The 14,323-nt window shown below is 72.2% G+C and carries 13 protein-coding genes; 9 read left to right on the forward strand and 4 right to left on the reverse strand.

Annotated features, from left to right (window positions below; translation table 11 throughout):
* Positions 1–84 precede the first annotated feature (84 nt).
* Positions 85–633, reverse strand: a complete 549-nt coding sequence (locus ABD401_RS21485) for a YbaK/EbsC family protein (RefSeq protein WP_344608601.1) — start codon at positions 631–633, stop codon at positions 85–87.
* A 65-nt stretch (positions 634–698) separates the two neighbouring features.
* Between ABD401_RS21485 and ABD401_RS21490 the strand changes: the two genes are divergently transcribed.
* The 9 genes from ABD401_RS21490 to rodA all read left to right on the forward strand — a co-directional run bounded on the left by ABD401_RS21490 (position 699) and on the right by rodA (position 11,758).
* A complete protein-coding gene (locus tag ABD401_RS21490; RefSeq protein ID WP_344608603.1) occupies positions 699–3,338 on the forward strand; it encodes a valine--tRNA ligase in 2,640 nt (879 codons plus the stop codon).
* Complete coding sequence (locus ABD401_RS21495; protein ID WP_344608605.1) at positions 3,335–4,723, forward strand: bifunctional folylpolyglutamate synthase/dihydrofolate synthase; 1,389 nt, start codon at positions 3,335–3,337, stop codon at positions 4,721–4,723. The genes ABD401_RS21490 and ABD401_RS21495 overlap by 4 nt, the downstream gene beginning before the upstream one ends.
* A complete protein-coding gene (locus ABD401_RS21500; protein ID WP_344608607.1) occupies positions 4,720–5,103 on the forward strand; it encodes a DUF4233 domain-containing protein in 384 nt (127 codons plus the stop codon). Before ABD401_RS21495 ends, ABD401_RS21500 begins: the two co-directional genes overlap by 4 nt.
* Positions 5,104–5,153: 50 nt before the next feature.
* A complete protein-coding gene (gene ndk / locus ABD401_RS21505; RefSeq protein ID WP_344608609.1) occupies positions 5,154–5,561 on the forward strand; it encodes a nucleoside-diphosphate kinase in 408 nt (135 codons plus the stop codon).
* Between the two features lie 436 nt (positions 5,562–5,997).
* Positions 5,998–7,032, forward strand: coding sequence for a rod shape-determining protein (locus ABD401_RS21510; RefSeq protein WP_344608645.1), 1,035 nt, complete (start codon positions 5,998–6,000; stop codon positions 7,030–7,032).
* Between the two features lie 13 nt (positions 7,033–7,045).
* Positions 7,046–7,897 (forward strand): rod shape-determining protein MreC, encoded by an 852-nt coding sequence (gene mreC / locus ABD401_RS21515; protein WP_344608611.1) that lies wholly within the window; start codon positions 7,046–7,048, stop codon positions 7,895–7,897.
* Positions 7,894–8,448: a rod shape-determining protein MreD gene (mreD, locus tag ABD401_RS21520; protein ID WP_344608613.1), complete on the forward strand. Its 555-nt coding sequence runs from the start codon at positions 7,894–7,896 to the stop codon at positions 8,446–8,448. Before mreC ends, mreD begins: the two co-directional genes overlap by 4 nt.
* The gene (gene mrdA, locus ABD401_RS21525; protein ID WP_344608615.1) at positions 8,445–10,562 is read left to right on the forward strand and encodes a penicillin-binding protein 2; all 2,118 of its coding nucleotides are present in this window, start codon (positions 8,445–8,447) and stop codon (positions 10,560–10,562) included. The genes mreD and mrdA overlap by 4 nt, the downstream gene beginning before the upstream one ends.
* Positions 10,562–11,758: a rod shape-determining protein RodA gene (rodA, locus tag ABD401_RS21530; protein WP_344608617.1), complete on the forward strand. Its 1,197-nt coding sequence runs from the start codon at positions 10,562–10,564 to the stop codon at positions 11,756–11,758. Before mrdA ends, rodA begins: the two co-directional genes overlap by 1 nt.
* Here rodA and ABD401_RS21535 read toward each other — a convergent pair.
* The 3 genes from ABD401_RS21535 to ABD401_RS21545 form a co-directional block, all read right to left on the reverse strand.
* On the reverse strand, positions 11,743–12,606 hold the full coding sequence (locus ABD401_RS21535) for a DNA-methyltransferase (protein ID WP_344608619.1): 864 nt from the start codon (positions 12,604–12,606) through the stop codon (positions 11,743–11,745). The genes rodA and ABD401_RS21535 overlap by 16 nt on opposite strands.
* 152 nt (positions 12,607–12,758) lie before the next feature.
* Positions 12,759–13,976, reverse strand: a complete 1,218-nt coding sequence (locus tag ABD401_RS21540) for an RNA polymerase sigma factor (RefSeq protein ID WP_344608621.1) — start codon at positions 13,974–13,976, stop codon at positions 12,759–12,761.
* The gene (locus ABD401_RS21545; RefSeq protein WP_425566223.1) at positions 13,973–14,284 is read right to left on the reverse strand and encodes a YciI family protein; all 312 of its coding nucleotides are present in this window, start codon (positions 14,282–14,284) and stop codon (positions 13,973–13,975) included. The genes ABD401_RS21540 and ABD401_RS21545 overlap by 4 nt, the downstream gene beginning before the upstream one ends.
* Positions 14,285–14,323: the final 39 nt, after the last annotated feature.

Below are 14,323 nucleotides of genomic sequence, written 5' to 3' on the forward strand. Positions count from 1 at the left end.
CTCGGCGGCCACCGCCCCGCTCTGCCTGGCCGATGACCCACGGATCAGTCAGGAGAGCCCCCTTTATTGACACGGCGGTGGCCGTCAGGAGGGGACGGGGAGGCCGAGGCCGGGGAGGACGGTCGCGCCGGGGATCTCGGCGACGGCGGAGCCGGGGAGGCAGATCTTCGACCGGCGCAGCCCGCTGCCGATGACGACGCGGGGGCTCGCGACCACGGCGGGGTCGACGAGGAGGACGTAGGACTCCGGGAGGCCGAGCGGGGTGATCCCGCCGTACTCCATCCCGGTGTCGGCGACGGCCTCCTCCATCGGGGCGAAGGAGGCCTTCCGGGCGTTCACATGCTTGCGGACCAGCCCGTTGACGTCGGCCCGGGTGGTCGCGAGGACGAGGCAGGCGACGGGGGTCACGGTCTCGCCGCGGCGGCCGTGGACCACGACGCAGTTCGCGGACTCGGCCAGGGGCTCGTCGTAGGCGGCGCAGAACGCCGCCGTGTCGGCGAGCTCGGGGTCGATCTCGGCGACCCGGATCTCCTCGACGGGGGTGCTCCCGGCCCAGGCGGCGACGGCGGCGGCGACGGACGGGGCGAGCAGATCGGTCCGGGTGGCGGCGGGTGAATAGTCGAGCGTGGTCACGCACCCCATCCTGCCTGGGGATATCGGTTCGGACCGCGCGGCTCCCGCTCCGTAGACTTCCGCGCGTGACTGACCAGACCACCCGCGCTGCCGCTGACCTCCCGACCCGCTACACGCCGGCGGAGGTAGAGGGGCCGCTGTACCAGCGGTGGGTGGACGCGCGGTACTTCGAGGTCGACGCGAACTCGGACAAGCCCGCGTACTGCATCGTCATCCCGCCGCCGAACGTGACCGGGTCGCTGCACCTCGGTCACGCGTTCGAGCACACGCTCATCGACGCCCTGGTGCGCCGCCGCCGGATGCAGGGCTACGAGGCCCTGTGGCTGCCCGGCATGGACCACGCCGGCATCGCGACCCAGAACGTCGTCGAGCGCGAGCTGGCCAAGGAGGGCATCTCCCGCCACGACCTCGGCCGCGAGGCGTTCGTGGAGAAGGTCTGGGAGTGGAAGGCCGAGTCCGGCGGCAAGATCCTGGGCCAGATGAAGCGCCTCGGCGACGGCGTCGCCTGGGAGCGGGAGCGCTTCACGATGGACGAGGGCCTGTCCAAGGCCGTCCAGACGATGTTCAAGCGGCTCTACGACGACGAGCTGATCTACCGCGCCGAGCGCATCATCAACTGGTGCCCACGCTGCCGGACCGCGCTCTCGGACATCGAGGTCGAGCACCAGGAGGACCCGGGCGAGCTCGTCTCGATCCGCTACGGCGACGGGGACGCCTCGATCGTCGTGGCCACCACCCGCGCCGAGACGATGCTCGGTGACACCGCGGTGGCCGTGCACCCCGACGACGAGCGGTACCGGCACCTGATCGGCACGACCGTCGAGCTGCCCTTGACCGGGCGTCAGATCCCGATCGTCGCCGACGAGCACGTCGACCCCGAGTTCGGCACCGGCGCCGTCAAGGTGACGCCGGCGCACGACCCGAACGACTTCGCGATCGGGCAGCGGCACAACCTGCCCTCGATCACGATCATGGACGAGGCCGCGGCCGTCACCGCGCACGGCCCCTTCCAGGGCATGGACCGCTTCGAGGCCCGCCCGGCCGTCGTCGCCGCGCTGCGCGCCGAGGGCCGCATCGTCGCGGAGAAGCGGCCGTACCTGCACTCGGTCGGGCACTGCTCGCGCTGCAAGACCGTGGTCGAGCCGCGCCTGAGCCTGCAGTGGTTCGTCAACGTCGGCCCGCTGGCTCAGGCCGCCGGCGACGCCGTCCGCGACGGCCGCGTGAAGATCCACCCCCAGGAGCTCGAGCCGCGCTGGTTCGCGTGGGTCGACAACATGCACGACTGGTGCATCTCTCGCCAGCTGTGGTGGGGCCACCGGATCCCGGTCTGGTACGGCCCGAACGGCGAGGTCGTCTGCGTCGGACCCGACGAGGAGCCGCCGAGCGGCGAGGGCTGGACCCAGGACGAGGACGTCCTCGACACCTGGTTCTCCTCCGGCCTGTGGCCGTTCTCCACCCTCGGCTGGCCGGAGCGCACGCCGGAGCTCGCGAAGTTCTATCCGAACTCCGTGCTGTACACGGGCTACGACATCCTCTTCTTCTGGGTCGCCCGGATGATGATGTTCGGACTGTACGCGATGAAGGATGACGCCCCGTCAGGTCGCGACATCCCGTTCCACACCATCGGCCTGCACGGCATGGTGCGCGACCAGTTCGGCAAGAAGATGAGCAAGTCCTTCGGCAACGCCGTGGACCCGCTCGACTGGATGGACGCCTACGGCTCCGACGCGCTGCGCTTCACCCTGGCCCGCGGGGCCAACCCCGGCACCGATGCGCCCATCGGTGAGGACTGGGTTGCCGGCTCGCGCAACTTCTGCAACAAGCTCTGGAACGCGACCCGGTTCGCGTTGATCAACGGCGCCACCGTCGCAACCGCCGTGCCGCCGCGTGAGCAGCTCTCGCCGGCCGACCGGTGGATGCTCTCGCGGCTGCACGCCACCGTGGCCGAGGTCGACGCGTTCTACGAGGACTACGAGTTCGCCAAGGCCACCGAGGCGCTCTACCACCTGGTGTGGGACGAGTTCTGCGACTGGTACCTCGAGCTCGCCAAGGCCCCGCTCGCGCGAGGCGGGGCGGAGGCGGAGACCACCCGCGCGGTGCTCGGCCACACCCTCGACGTCCTGCTCAAGCTGCTGCACCCGGTGATCCCGTTCGTCACCGAGCAGCTCTGGACGACGCTGACCGGTGGCGAGTCGATCGTCATCGCCCCGTGGCCGACCGCGGACGCCTCCTGCGCCGACGCCGACGCCGAGGCCCAGATCTCCGCGGTGCAGGACCTCGTCACCGAGATCCGCCGCTTCCGGTCCGACCAGGGTGTCCCGCCGTCGAAGAAGGTGGCCGCGCGCATCACCTGCGACGGGAGCGTCCCGGGTCTGGCCGAGCACGCCGACCAGGTGCGCGCGCTGACCCGCCTCACCGAGCCCGAGGACGGCTTCACCGCTGGCGCGACGCTCGAGCGCAAGGGTGCGGTCGTCGAGCTGGACCTCTCCGGCGCGATCGACGTCGCGGCCGAGCGTGCCCGGCTCGAGAAGGACCTCGCGGCCGCGCGCAAGGAGATCGAGGCGGCCGACGCGAAGCTCGCCAACGCCGACTTCCTCGCGAAGGCGCCCGAGCCGGTCATCGCGAAGATCCGCGGCCGTAAGGAGAACGCCGAGGCGGACGTCGCCCGTATCCAGGGTCAGCTCGACGCCCTGCCCGCGTCGTGACCTCGCCCGCAGGGGAGCTGAGCGTCGCCGAGATCGAGGCGGCGCTGCTCACCCGGTGGCCGGAGTCGAAGCTCGAACCGAGCCTGGACCGGATCCGAGCGCTGACCGACCTGCTCGGTGACCCGCAGACCGCGTACCCGGTCATCCACATCACCGGGACCAACGGCAAGACCAGCACGGCGCGGATGATCGAGTCGCTGCTGCGCGGGTTCGGTCTGCGCACCGGGCTGTTCACCAGTCCGCATCTGGAGACGCTGCGGGAGCGGATCTGCTTCGACGGTGAGCCGATCGATTCCGAGCGCTTCGTCGAGACCTACCGCGACGTCGCGCCCTACCTCGACCTCGTCGACGCCACGTCGGAGTCCGAGGGCGGTCCGCGGCTCTCGTACTTCGAGGTGATGGTCGGTCTTGCCTACGCCGCGTTCGCCGAGGCGCCGGTCGACGTCGCGATCGTCGAGGTCGGCATGGGCGGCGCCTGGGACGCCACGAATGTGGCGGACGGTCAGGTCGCGGTCGTCATGCCGGTCGCGATCGACCACGTGAACTACCTCGGCGACACGCTCGCCGGCATCGCGGGGGAGAAGGCCGGGATCGTCAAGGCCAACGCCTTCGCCGTCCTCGCCCAGCAGCCGGTCGAGGTCGCAGAGATCGTGCTGCGCCGCGCGGCCGAGGTCGAGGCCACCGTCGCGCGCGAGGGGCTGGAGTTCGGGCTGCGCGGGCGACTCGGCGCGGTCGGCGGGCAGGTGCTGGCGATCCAGGGTCTCGGCGGTCTGTACGAGGAGCTGTTCCTGCCGCTGATCGGCGAGCACCAGGCGCACAACGCGGCCTGCGCGCTCGCCGCCGTCGAGGCGTTCCTCGGTGGGGGCCGCGGGGAGCTCGACGTCGACGTCCTGCGGACCGGCTTCGCCGACGTCCGCTCGCCGGGACGGCTGGAGGTCGTCCGCCGCTCGCCGACGATCGTCCTCGACGCGGCGCACAACCCGCACGGCGCGGAGGCGACCGCCGCCGCGGTCGGCACCGACTTCGGCTTCACCCGGCTGATCGGCGTCCTCGGCGTCCTGTCCGACAAGGATGCCCGCGGGATCCTCGCCGCGTTCGAACCCGTGCTGGCCGAGGTCGTCATCACGACGGTCCCCGGCCCGCGGTCCATGGACGCCGACGCGCTCGCGGCCCAGGCCGTCGAGATCTTCGGCGAGGACCGGGTCGAGGTCGTCCCGCGGCTCGACGACGCGATCGAGGCCGCCGTGGCCCTCGCCGAGGACGGCGCGGACGACCTCGGGGGCCTCGGCGTGCTCGTCACCGGGTCGGTGGTGCTCGCCGGGGCGGCGCGGCAGCTGCTCAAGGGCACTCCGTCGCAGGGCGCGCGGTCCAGGGCTCAGCCGTGAGCGGCGAGTACGAGCCTCGCGGCCTGACCGAGGCCTCGCGGATCAAGATGACCCGCCGGCTGTGCTCGGTGGTGCTGATCTTCGAGGGCCTGGTCGTCTTCTTCGGGGCGCTGGTGGCCTCGCGGATGTCCGACGACGTCTCCTCGGGCGCTGCGCTCGCGGTCGGGGGCGGGCTCGCGCTCGGGTGTGTCCTCGCGACCGGGCTGCTGCGGTCGCCGGCCGGGATCCCGGTCGGTTGGGCCGTGCAGGTCCTCGTGCTCCTCACCGCGGTGATCGTCCCCGCGATGGTGATCCTCGGCCTGATCTTCGGGGGGCTGTGGATCGCCGCCCTCCGGATCGGGCGGATGGTCGCCGAGGGCTACCCGGGCGGCGGCGGATAGGCTCGCCGCGTTCCGCGCACTGTCGAATCGCATTTGCCTAGGAGTTCCGCGTGTCCGAGAAGACCCTCGTCCTCGTCAAGCCGGACGGCGTGCGCCGCGGCCTGGTGGGCCAGATCCTGTCCCGCTTCGAGGCCAAGGGCTTCACGATCGAGGCGATGAAGCTCCAGACCGTCGACAAGCAGCTCGCCGACCAGCACTACGCCGAGCACGTCGAGAAGGGCTGGTACCCCGAGCTCCGCGAGTTCATCACCTCCGGCCCGCTGGTCGCCCTGATCCTCTCCGGCGACGAGGCGATCACCGTCGTCCGCGGCATCGTCGGCGCGACCGACGGCCGCAAGGCCGCCCCCGGCACCGTCCGCGGCGACTTCTCCCTGTCCAACCAGGAGAACCTGATCCACGCCTCGGACAGCCCCGAGTCCGCCGCCCGCGAGATCGCGCTCTGGTTCCCGGAGCTCTGAGGTCCCGCTCACAGCACTGTCCGACCGGCCGCTCGTCCGACGAGCGGCCGGTCTTTTTTTGTGCCCCGGCCCGGCCCGGTGTTCCCGCAGGTGACGGGCCGGATGGGGCCCGGAAGCGGGGGGCGAACCGGGCCATAACGGGCAGCCGCCGAAAGGGTGGCTGTGAAGCGCCGCGCCGTCGCGCGTCGCTGCCGTGATCTTGACCGGAGCATGGCTATCGTCGCCTCACACGGGGTATAGCTTCACACCTGTCACACCCGTCACTCTCGCCCCGGAGGCTCGTCTGATGACCACACTCGAGACACCGCCCACCGGGACGGGACTGGCCCCGGAACGCACGATCGTCATCGACGACGCCCCGGAGGCGAAGGTCCCGGCTCCCCGGCCGGCCACCCCGGCGCGGAACCCGCTCGGCGGGTTCTCCCTGGCCTCGCCGATGAGCAAGTTCGTCGGCCGCGACATCGGCGTCGACCTCGGCACCGCGAACACGCTCGTCTACGTCCGCGGCCGCGGCATCGTGCTCAACGAGCCGTCCGTCGTCGCGATCAACACGATGACGGGCGCGGTCGTCGCCGTCGGCTCCGAGGCCAAGCAGATGATCGGCCGCACCCCGGCGCACGTCGTCGCCGTCCGGCCGCTGCGCGACGGCGTCATCGCGGACTTCGAGATCACCGAGCGGATGCTCCGCTACTTCATCCAGAAGGTGCACCGCCGGCGCTACTTCGCGAAACCGCGCGTCGTCGTGTGCGTGCCCTCGGGCATCACCGGCGTCGAGCGCCGCGCGGTCATCGAGGCCGCCAGCCAGGCCGGTGCCCGCCAGGTCCACATCGTCGAGGAGCCGATGGCGGCCGCGATCGGCGCCGGGCTCCCGGTGGCCGAGGCGACCGGCAGCATGGTCGTCGACATCGGCGGCGGCACGACCGAGGTCGCGATCATCTCCCTCGGCGGCATCGTGAACGCCCAGTCGATCCGCACCGCCGGTGACGAGTTCGACGAGGCGATCATCAACCACGTCAAGAAGGTCTACTCGCTGATGCTCGGGGAGCGGTCGGCCGAGGAGATCAAGATGACGCTCGCCGCGGCCGTGCCGCTGGCGAACCCCGAGGTCGCCGAGATCCGTGGGCGTGACCTCGTGACCGGGCTGCCGAAGACGATCGTCGTCTCCTCGGAGGACGTCCGCGACGCGATCGCCGAGCCCGTGCAGGCGATCATCGACGCCGTCCGCAACACGCTCGACTCGTGCCCGCCCGAGCTCGCCGCCGACATCATGGAGCGGGGAATCATGCTCACCGGCGGCGGTGCGCTCCTGCGGGGTCTGGACCAGCGACTGTCGGACGAGACCGGGATGCCGGTCGTCATCGCGTCCGACCCGCTGGACTGCGTCGCGCTCGGCGCCGGCAAGTGTGTGGACGAGTTCGAGGCGCTGCAGGCCGTGATGGCACCGCACAACCCGTACCAGCACCGCTTCTGACGCGAGGTCGCTCATGGTCCGCGACACCGCGGCGACGCGTGTCACGCTCGGCGCGCTGCTGGTGGGGGCATTCGCCCTCGCCAGCATCGACGCGCAGGCGGGAGACGGGTCGTCGCCGCTGCATCCCGTGCGCAGCGCCGCCGCGACGGTGCTGAGCCCGCTGCAGGCTGCCGCCACGACCGTGACCGACCCCGTCGTCCGGGTGGCGGGCGCTTTCGGTGGGGCGAACGCCGACGCGCGGCGCATCGAGGAGCTCTCGGCGCAGAACGTCGCCCTCCAGGCCCAGCTCCGCGACGCGCTCGCCCGGGGGACCTACGCCGACCGGTCCGAGGCGCTCGCCGACATCGCCGCGGCGACCGGAACGAACCTGACGACGGGTCACGTCATCGCCCTGAACGCGATCGACGGCTACTCCTGGACGGTCGTGATCGACCGCGGCAGCACGCACGGCGTGGTCGTGGACTCCGCGGTGCTCAACGCGTCCGGCCTGGCCGGCCGGGTCCTGTCCGTCACCGAGAAGACCTCCACCGTGCTCCTGCTCGCGGACCCGATCGTCACGGTCGGGGTCCGGGTGACCGACACCGGTCAGATCGGTTCGCTCGACGGCACCGGCGGCGACCTGCTGCGGCTTCGGCTCTTCAACCCCAACGCCCGCCTCGCGGTCGGCCAGGACGTCCGGACGTTCGGCTCGCCCGGTGGGGCGCCCTACCCGGCCGGCATCCCGATCGGCGAGATCGTCGACATCCAGGGTGCTGGCGGCCCGGCCCCGGTGGCGTTCGTCCGCCCGTACGCCGAGCTCTCCGCGCTCGACGTGGTCGGCATCGTGACCGTCCCTCAGCCGACTGCCCCTCAGGAGAAGCGGTGAGCCCGGCGACGGCGCGAGCGCTCCGGCTGACCGGCCTCGGTCTGCTCGGTCTGCTCGTCGCCCTGACCCAGGTCTCGCTGATCGCGCGGCTCGAGTGGCCCGGCGCGGGGCAGCCGCAACTGGCCGCGTTGGCCGTGCTGGCGGTGGCGCTGCGCGGCGGACCGCGGGCCGGTGGCGTCGCCGGCTTCGGCGTCGGACTGGTGCTCGACCTGCTCCCGCCCGCCGACCACCCGGTGGGGCAGTGGGCGTTCGTGCTCTGTCTGCTCGGCGCGGTCGTCGGATTCCTCGCCGCGGACGTCGCCGAGTCGACGCTGCTCAGCATCGCCGTCGGGGGAGTCGCCGCCGCGCTCGCGCCCCTGCTGTTCACGCTCGTCGGCCAGTTGCTCGGTGACCCGCGCGCCGGGGTGCTGCACGCGCTCGCGACGCTGCCGTCGGTCGCGCTCTCGACCCTCCTGCTCGCGGTGGTCGTCCTGCCGCTGTCCCGGCGTCGCCGGCCGGCGCCGATCCCGGCCGAGATGCCGCTGGCCCGGGTGCCGCTGGGGGTCCGGTGAGCGAGGGCGTGGCGCGCACCGGGCGCCGCGTCCGTGTGCTGCAGGGGATCGGGCTCTCGCTGATGGTCCTGCTCGCGGGCCGGCTGGCGTACTTGCAGTCGGTCGACTCCGACGCGTACGCCGCGGCGGCCGACGCCAACACCATCCGCGAGGTCGTGACGCCCGCACCGCGTGGGCTGATCCTCGACGATGCCGGCCGTCCGCTGGTCCAGAACCGCACCCAGCTCCAGATCACCGTCGACCGCACGGCGCTCTCGCGGCAGCCGGACCGGGGCGGGGCGGTGCTCGCCCGTCTCGGTCGCGTCCTCGGCACCAGCGCCGACGACCTGCGCGCGCAGATCCGCCCCTGCGGGCCCGGCGTGACCGCGCCCTGCTGGAACGGCTCGCCCTACCAGCCCGTGCCGGTCGCCGTCGACGTCGACTCCCGGGTCGCGATGCAGGTCCTCGAGTTCCGCGAGCGGTTCCCCGGCGTCGAGGCGATCTCGGTGAGCGTCCGCAACTATCCGCAGGAGGGCAAGGCCAACCTCGCCCACGTCCTCGGGTACCTGCAGCCGGCTGACGAGAAGGACGTCGCCGCCCAGAAGGAGGCGGGACTGCGCGACCCGCGGCTCGGCGCCGCCAACCTCGTCGGGCGTGCCGGCCTGGAGAAGCAGTACGACTCCCTGCTGCGTGGGGCGCCTGGCGTCACCCGCGTGACGGTGGATCACCTCGGCCACGTCCTGAGCACCGTCGAGGCGGCGGCACCGCGGCCGGGCAACAACCTGCTCACCTCGATCGACGCCAAGGTCCAGGCGATCGCCGAGCGTGCGCTGGCCGAGGGCATCGAGCGGGCCCGGACGGTGCCGGACTACCGCGGCCGGAAGTACGCGGCGGACTCCGGCGCGATCGTCGTCCTCGACTCGACCAACGGCGCCGTCGTCGCGATGGCGGGCGCGCCGACGTTCAACCTGTCCGACTGGGTCGGCGGCATCGACGCGAAGACCTACGCGCGGCTCGTCTCGGACAAGGCCGGCACCCCGTTGCTCGCGCGGCCCTACGCCGCGGCGGACCCGCCCGGCTCGCTGTTCAAGGTGATCTCCACCGCCGCCGCGGCGAAGGCCGGCTACGACCTCAACAAGACCTATCCGTGCCCGAGCTCGTACACGGTCGGGAACCAGACGTTCAAGAACTACGAGTCGCAGGCGCACGGATACATCACGCTGGCGCGCGCGCTCGAGGTCTCCTGCGACACCGTCTTCTACAAGATCGCGCACGAGATGTGGCTGCGCGACGGCGGGGAGAAGCCCGTCGCCGACCCGGCCGACCCGATGCAGCGGATGGCGGAGATCTTCGGCCTCGGTCGCCCGACGGGTATCGACCTGCCCGGTGAGATCGGCGGCCGGATCGCCTCGCGCGAGTTCAAGCAGTCGTACTGGGAACAGACCCGCGAGGCGACGTGCGGGCGGGCCGAGGCCGCGAACACCGACCGCGCCGCCGTCTACGGCGACGACGCCGCCCGCGCCGCCTTCCTGCACCAGCTCGACCGGGAGAACTGCATCGACGGCGCCAAGTGGCGGGCCGGCGACGCCGTGAACTTCTCGATCGGCCAGGGCGACACGATGACGACGCCGCTGCAGATGGCGCGCGTGTACGCCGCGATCGCGAACGGCGGGACGCTGTGGCGACCCCGCGTCGCCCAGGCCGAGCTCACGCCGGACGGGGACGTCGTCCGCACCTTCTCCCCGGTCTCCGACGGCAAGGTCGACGTCGCGCCCAAGGTCCTCAAGTACCTGCTCGCGGCGCTGGAGGGCACCGCCCGCAACGGCACCGCCGCCGGGGTCTTCGCCGGCTGGCCGCTGGTCGAGATGCCCGCCGGGGCCAAGACCGGAACCGCCGAGCGCTTCGGCGAGGACCCGACCTCCTGGTTCGTCGGCTTCGCCGGCCCGGAGGGCGACCGGTCCCGCTACGTCGCGGTCATGACGGTGTCTCAGGGCGGCACCGGCTCGGGGACCTCCGGGCCCGGCGTCCGCGCCGTCCTGTCCGCGATGCTCGGTGTCGATCGCGCGGCCGTCTGGCCGAACGGGCTCCCGCCCGCCCTCCCGGGCCGGGTCGAGGAGCAGGACGGGGGCGAGTGATGGCGCTGCTGATCCCGCACGCACGGGGCACCGTCCGGCTACCCGGACGTCCCGCGCCCGAACGTCGGACCGGGCACGACCTCGTCCTCGCCGCCGCGGTGCTCGCGCTCTGCGCCGCCGGTTCGGTGCTCGTGTTCTCCGCGACACGGCCGCGCCTGCAGGCCGCCGGCGACGACCCGACGTCCTCGGTCGTGCGGCACCTGGTCTCGATCGTGCTCGGTCTCGGCCTCGCGGCCGTGATCGCCCTCGGCGACTACCGCCGCCTGCGCATGTACGCGCCGCTGGTGTACCTGCTGGCGATCGCCGGCCTCGCCCTGCTGCTCTCTCCGCTGGGGGCGACGGTCAACGGATCGCACTCGTGGTTGAACATCGCGGGCATCTCGATCCAGCCGGTGGAGTTCGCCAAGGTCGCGCTCTGCCTCGGGCTCGCACTGGTGCTCGCCGAACGCCGCGAGGGCACGGGCACCGGCTTCACCCACCTCGAGGTGTTCCTCGCCTGCGGGCTCGCCGCGGTGCCGATCGCGCTCGTCGCGCTGCAGCCCGACCTCGGCTCGATCATGGTGCTGGTCGCGATCCTCGCCGGCGTTTTGGTCGTCGCCGCCGTCCCCGCGCGGTGGATCGTCGGACTCGCGGTCACTGCGGTGATCGGCGCCGTCGTCGTCGTGCAGGCGAACCTGCTCAGCGAGTACCAGGTCGCCCGCTTCGCCGCCTTCGCCAACCCGAACCTCGACCCGAGCGGTGTCGGTTACAACGCCAACCAGGCGCGGATCGCGATCGGCTCCGGCGGCCTGACCGGCACCGGCCTGTTCCAGGGCACGCAGACCGGCGGCAAGTTCGTGCCCGAGCAGCACACCGACTTCATCTTCACCGTCGCGGGCGAGGAGACCGGCCTGATCGGCGCCGGCGCGATCGTCCTGCTGTTCGCGCTCGTCGTCTGGCGCGGGTGCCTGATCGCCCGTCGCGCCCCCGACCTGTTCGGCACCCTGGTGGCCGCCGCGGTCGTCTGCTGGTTCGGCTTCCAGGCCTTCGAGAACATCGGCATGACGCTCGGCCTGATGCCGATCACCGGCCTCCCGCTGCCGTTCCTGTCCTACGGCGGGACCGCGATGCTCGCGAACTTCGCCGCCGTCGGGTTGTTGCTGAACATCTCCGCCAACAGCTCCGCCGCCGCGCGCCTCGCCTACCCCACGGGGTGAGGGAGGGCGACGTAGGTGGGGCCGTCGCCGAGGCGCTTGCGCATGACATCGACGGCGTCGGCGCTGGCGTCGATGCAGACGAACCGGCGACCGAGGGTCTGGGCGACGGCGCCGAGGGTGCCTGAGCCGGCGAAGAAGTCCGCGACCCGGTCGCCGGGGCGGGAGGAGGCGGCGATCATCCGGCGCAGGATGCCCTCCGGCTTCTGCGTCGGGTAGCCGGTCTTCTCCTTGCCGGTGGGGGAGACGATCGTGTGCCACCAGACGTCGGTCGGCAGCTTGCCCCGCGCGGCCTTCTCCGGCGTCACCAGACCGGGCGCCATGTACGGCTCGCGGTCCACCTCGGCGGAGTCGAAGTGGTAGCGCTTCGGATCCTTGACGTAGACGAGGATCGTGTCGTGCTTCGCCGGCCACTTCTTCGTGGTGCGGGCCCCGTAGTCGTAGGCCCAGATGATCTCGTTGAGAAAGCACTCCCGGCCGAACAGCGCGTCCAGCGCCACCTTCGCGTAGTGGACCTCGCGGTAGTCCAGGTGCAGGTACAGCGTCCCGTCCTCGGCGAGCAGCCGCCACGCGTGCTCCAGCCGCGGGAACAGGAACGACCAGTAGTCGGCGAACGTGTCGTCGTACGCCATCAGTCCGGTGACGATCTGCTCGTACGTGTGCCCGCCGAAGCCGATCCGCTTCCCCTCGGTCGACCGCACCGTCCGCAGCCGCTCCCGCTTCTGCGACCGACCGGTGTTGAACGGCGGGTCGAGGTAGATCGTCGTGAACGCCCCGTCCGGGATTCGCGGCAGCACCTCGAGGTTGTCCGCGTGCACCACGAGATCGCGGCTCGCGTCACCCCAGTCCACGAGCGCAGACGCTATCCGTTGCGTCCGTGACTCCGCGGCGGCGCGCCTTCACTCGCCGCCCCGCGCGCTTCACCGGCTGAGTCCCTGCCTCACAGCCCGGGCCGGCTGGCGAAGCGGGGGTGCGGCTGGTGAAGCGGACGGGGTGGGGCGCCTCAGAGGGCGGCGCGGCGCTGCGACAGGTGCGCGTGCTCGACGGCGTTGTCGGTGAGGGCGAGGGCGCGGTCGAACGCCACGGCGGCTTCGGCGGGCCGGTCGGCGCGGACCAGGAGCTCGGCGCGGGCGACCCAGTACGGCTGGTAGCTCGCGAGGTCGAGGCGTTCGATCTCGGCGAGGGCGACGGTGGGGCCGTCGAGCTCGGCGAGCGCGACCGCGCGGTTGAGGGCGACGACGGGCGTGGGGGCAATCGCCATCAGCTGGTCGTAGAGCGCGACGATCTGCCGCCAGTCGGTGGGGGAGCCGTCGACGGAGTCGGCGTGCACGGCGTTGATCGCGGCCTGGATCTGGTACGGCCCGGGGGCGTTGCGGCGCAGGCACGCGCGGACGAGTGACTGCCCCTCAGCTATCAGGTCGCGCAGCCAGCGCGAGCGATCCTGGTCGGCGAGCAGCACCAGCGAACCGTCGGCCGCGGTGCGGGCCGGACGCCGCGACTCCAGCAGGAGCAGCAGCGCCAGCAGTCCGACCGCCTCGGGCTCGTCGGGCATCAGTTCGACGACGAGCCGCGCGAGCCGGACGCCCTCGTCGCACAGCTCGACGCGCTGCAGGGTCGGTCCGCTCGGGGAGGAGTGACCGGCGTTGTAGATCAGGTAGATCACCGCGAGCACGCCGGAGAGGCGCTCGGGCAGGTCCGCGTCCCGCGGCACCCGGTAGGGGATGTTCGCGTCCTTGATCTTCTTCTTGGCGCGGACGATCCGCTGCGCGAGCGTCGGTTCGGCGACGAGGAACGCACGCGCCACGTCGGGCGTCTCCAGCCCGCCGAGCAGACGGAGCGTCAGGGCGACGCGGGCGTCGGGGGCGAGGGCCGGGTGGCAGCAGGTGAACAGCATCCGCAGGCGGTCGTCGCGCACCGGTCCCACCTCCTCGGCCGTGCTGAACGGGTCGTCGTCGCCCTGCAGCAGAAGGGCCTCGGCGTGCCGGGCCTCCCGCGTCGACTCGCGGCGCAGTCGGTCGATGGCGCGGCGGCGCGCGGTGGTGGTGATCCACCCGCCCGGGTTGGGCGGGAGGTCGTTCGGGTCCCACTGCGCGACCGCGACGGTGAACGCGTCGGCCACCGCGTCCTCGGCGAGCGAGATGTCGCCGAGGACGCGGGTGAGCGTCGAGACGCAGCGGCCGTACTCGGTGCGGAAGACCTCGGCGATCGGGTCCGGGATCACGCCTCGGGCTCGGCCTGGAACGGCCGGACCTCGATCGGGTTGCGGCACGCCACCGAGGCCTCCGCGGCCAGTGCCAGCGCGGCGTCGAGGTCGGGCAGCTCGAGGATCCAGAACCCGCCGAGCATCTCCTTGGTCTCGACGTAGGGGCCGTCGGTCGTGGTGACCTTGCCGTCGACGTTGTTCACGACGGTGGCCGTCTCGGGCGGACAGAGACCGCCGCCGAAGACCCAGTGGCCGGCCTCGGTGACCTTCTTGTTGAAGGCGTCGACGTCGGCGAACATCTGCTCCATCACGTCGGGCTCCGGCATCTCGCTCCAGTCGTGGATGACGGAGAACAGGTACTGCGT

The sequence above is a fragment of the Sporichthya brevicatena genome (assembly GCF_039525035.1).
In the GTDB taxonomy this organism is placed as follows: domain Bacteria; phylum Actinomycetota; class Actinomycetes; order Sporichthyales; family Sporichthyaceae; genus Sporichthya; species Sporichthya brevicatena.

Excerpts from the sequence above, each read along its gene's own strand:
- rodA (WP_344608617.1), top strand. The coding sequence starts at position 10,562 with ATGGCGCTGCTGATCCCGCACGCACGGGGCACCGTCCGGCTACCCGGA.
- ABD401_RS21545 (WP_425566223.1), bottom strand. The coding sequence starts at position 14,284 with ATGCCGGAGCCCGACGTGATGGAGCAGATGTTCGCCGACGTCGACGCC.
- mreC (WP_344608611.1), top strand. The coding sequence starts at position 7,046 with ATGGTCCGCGACACCGCGGCGACGCGTGTCACGCTCGGCGCGCTGCTG.
- ABD401_RS21510 (WP_344608645.1), top strand. The coding sequence starts at position 5,998 with ATGAGCAAGTTCGTCGGCCGCGACATCGGCGTCGACCTCGGCACCGCG.